3 protein-coding genes and 1 pseudogene are annotated in these 3,210 nt (G+C 64.3%); all 4 read right to left on the bottom strand.

Translation table 11 applies throughout. From position 1 onward, the window contains the following. A partial coding sequence (locus EOA28_RS30140) for an RluA family pseudouridine synthase (RefSeq protein WP_148670942.1) occupies positions 1-870 on the bottom strand: 870 nt, incomplete at its 3' end. 121 nt (positions 871-991) lie between these two features. Further along, positions 992-1,356, bottom strand: a pseudogene (locus EOA28_RS30135) (DUF779 domain-containing protein). A 70-nt stretch (positions 1,357-1,426) separates the two neighbouring features. Beyond that, positions 1,427-2,944 (bottom strand): aldehyde dehydrogenase, encoded by a 1,518-nt coding sequence (gene adh, locus EOA28_RS30130; protein WP_127251509.1) that lies wholly within the window; start codon positions 2,942-2,944, stop codon positions 1,427-1,429. A gap of 143 nt (positions 2,945-3,087) precedes the next feature. Beyond that, the coding region (locus tag EOA28_RS30125) for a helix-turn-helix domain-containing protein (RefSeq protein WP_245501630.1) at positions 3,088-3,210 on the bottom strand (123 nt) is incomplete at its 5' end.

The raw sequence follows: 3,210 nt of genomic DNA, 5'->3' as shown, positions 1-3,210 counted from the left end.
GATGCGGCGCGCATGCAGATGCAGTCGGTTCTGCATGCCGCCCGGGAATTCCCAGTTGGTATCGGCCTCGAAATATTTCGGGTCGCCGATGATCGGGCAGCCGATATGGGCGGCGTGGACGCGAAGCTGGTGCGTGCGGCCGGTATAGGGCTCCATCTCCAGCCAGGACAGCGACTGCGCCGCCTGCTCGACGACGCGATAGTAGGAAACGGCATGGTCGGCGCCCTTCTCGCCATGCTTGGCGATGCGCACGCGGTCACCATCCGGTGTCGCCTCCTTGACCAGCCAGGTCGAGATCTTATCCTCGCGCTTCGGCGGCACGCCCTTGACCAGCGCCCAGTAAGTTTTCTTGGTCTCTCGCGCCCGGAATGCTTCCGAGAGCTTCATTGCGGCAAGACGCGTGCGGGCAACCACCAGCACGCCGGAGGTGTCGCGGTCGAGGCGGTGGACGAGGCGCGGCTTCTCGCCCTTCTGGTTGCGCCAGGCCTCCAGCATGTCGTCGACATTGCGGGTGACGCCCGAGCCGCCCTGCACCGCAAGGCCGGCCGGCTTGTTGAAGACGAAGACCTTCGGGTCCTCGTGCAGAAGCATCTTGGCGAGCACGTCGGCATCGCCCTGGTTGCGGATCGAGTGGCCGGTAAGCGGCGCATCGCCTTTCTTGTCGATGTCGAGCGGCGGGATACGCACCGTCTGGCCAGGCTCTACGCGCGTGTCCGCCTTCGCCCTGCCGCCGTCGATGCGGATCTGGCCCGAGCGCAACAGCTTCTGCAGGTGGCCAAAGCCTAGGCCCGGATAATGGACCTTGAACCAACGGTCGAGCCGCATGCCCGCCTCGCCGGCCTCCACCGTGATCTGTTCTACACCTGCCATGGATACGCTTTTCCGTTTGAAAGCGGCGCCATAGCACTAAGGCGAACAGGTTGCGAGCCAAAGACCCAACAAAGCGCGACGATTACCCCAATCGCGGCCGATGGCGGGCTGGTCTGCTCGCTCAGTCGGCGGAAGATGACGGCGATACCGCGCAGACCGTCGAGCGCGTCAGGAAGCGCTTCTCGCGGCCATTGTCGAGCGAGAACATGCCGCCCTGCCCTTCACCACGTCGATGATCAGGTCGGTGTGCTTCCAAACTTCATATTGCGAGGCGCTGATATAGACCGGCATGTCGCCGATCTCGCCGAGCATCACGTCATTGTCGCCGATCATGAACTCGCCGCGCGCATAGCACATCGGCGAGGATCCGTCGCAGCAGCCGCCGGACTGGTGAAAGAGCACCGGCCCGTGGTCGGCGATGATCTCGGCCAGCAGCGTCTTGGCCGCCGCCGTGGCCGAGACTTTGCCCAATGAAGCCCTGTCCATGGCAATCCTCCTATGTTGAAGGGAGGGCACCGTCCGCGGCGCCCTCCCTTCCCCCTTCGCCCTGGGAGGATCAGAAGAAGCCGAGCTTCTTCGGGCTGTAGCTGACCAGCATGTTCTTGGTCTGCTGGTAGTGGTCGAGCATCATCTTGTGCGTCTCGCGGCCGATGCCGGACTGCTTATAGCCGCCGAAGGCGGCATGCGCCGGATAGGCGTGATAGCAGTTGGTCCAGACGCGGCCTGCCTGGATCGCGCGGCCGAAGCGGTAGCAGCGGTTCGCGTCGCGGCTCCAGATGCCGGCGCCGAGGCCGTACAGCGTGTCGTTGGCGATCGACAGCGCCTCGTCATCGTCCTTGAAGGTCGTCACCGACACCACCGGCCCGAAGATTTCTTCCTGGAAGATTCGCATCTTGTTGTGACCCTTGAAGACCGTCGGCTTCACGTAGTAGCCGCCGGCAAGGTCGCCCGGCAGGTGGTTCTGCTCGCCGCCGGTCAGCACCTGGGCTCCCTCCTGGCGACCGATATCGAAGTAGGAGAGGATCTTTTCCAACTGCTCGCTCGAAGCCTGCGCGCCGATCATGGTGGCCGGATCGAGCGGATCGCCCTGCACGATCGCTTCGACGCGCTTCAGCGCGCGCTCCATGAACTTGTCGTAGATCTTCTCATGTACCAGCGCGCGGCTCGGGCACGTGCAGACCTCGCCCTGGTTGAGCGCGAACATGACGAAGCCCTCGATCGCCTTGTCGAAGAAGTCGTCATCCTCGGCAACGACATCCTGGAAGAAGATGTTGGGCGACTTGCCGCCGAGTTCCAGCGTCACCGGGATGAGGTTCTGCGAGGCATACTGCATGATCAGGCGGCCGGTCGTCGTCTCGCCGGTGAAGGCGATCTTGGCGATGCGGTTCGACGATGCCAGCGGCTTGCCGGCCTCGAGGCCGAAGCCGTTGACGATGTTGAGCACGCCTTCCGGCAGAAGGTCACCGATAAGGTCGGCCCACAGCATGATGGTGGCGGGCGTCTGCTCGGCCGGCTTCAGCACCACGCAATTGCCGGCGGCGAGCGCGGGCGCCAGCTTCCAGCAGGCCATCAGCAACGGGAAGTTCCAGGGGATGATCTGGCCGACGACACCCAGCGGCTCATGGAAATGATAGGCGACCGTGTCATGGTCGATCTCGGAAAGGCTGCCCTCCTGGCTGCGAAGGACGCCGGCGAAATAGCGGAAGTGGTCGATGGCCAGAGGCAGGTCCGCCGCCGTCGTCTCGCGGATCGGCTTGCCGTTGTCCCACGTTTCGGCGAGCGCCAGCAGGTCGAGATTGTCTTCCATGCGGTCCGCAATGCGATTGAGGATCAAGGCGCGGGCCGCCGGACTGGTCTTGCCCCAGGCATCCTTGGCCTTGTGCGCGGCGTCGAGCGCGGCTTCGACGTCCTGTGCGTCGGACCTTGCGATCTCGCAAAGCGGCCGGCCGGTCACCGACGAGATGTTGTCGAAGTATCTTCCGGCATGCGGGGCGACCCAGCGGCCACCGATGAAGTTGTCATAGCGCTTGGCGAAGGGGACCTTGGCCGCGCGTGAGAACTCAACCTTGTTCATTGTCTGCCTCCCAGCAAAAACGGCGTCACGGAATGTGGCGCGTCGCTGGAAACACTTGCCGACGCTCTTCGGCCTGTCATCCCCAGGGAAACGGATCGCGGCCGCCGAGTGTCGCAGAACTGCGACAGGTCAGGTTGCGTAAATCAATGCGGCCGGCGGATGCTGAAACGGGCGAGCTTGCGATGCAGCGTCGCGCGCGAGATGCCGAGGCTCTGCGCCGCTGCCGAGACATTGCCGCCGGTGCGCGCCATCGCGCGCTGCAGCAC

Origin of the sequence: Mesorhizobium sp. M2A.F.Ca.ET.067.02.1.1 (genome assembly GCF_004023285.1) — a bacterium.
GTDB lineage: Bacteria > Pseudomonadota > Alphaproteobacteria > Rhizobiales > Rhizobiaceae > Mesorhizobium.
Note: the sequence above shows the minus strand (reverse complement) of the source record. Positions and strands in the feature narration are given on the sequence as shown.

Coding starts and splice junctions, on each gene's coding strand:
- adh (WP_127251509.1), bottom strand. CDS start 2,944: ATGAACAAGGTTGAGTTCTCACGCGCGGCCAAGGTCCCCTTCGCCAAG.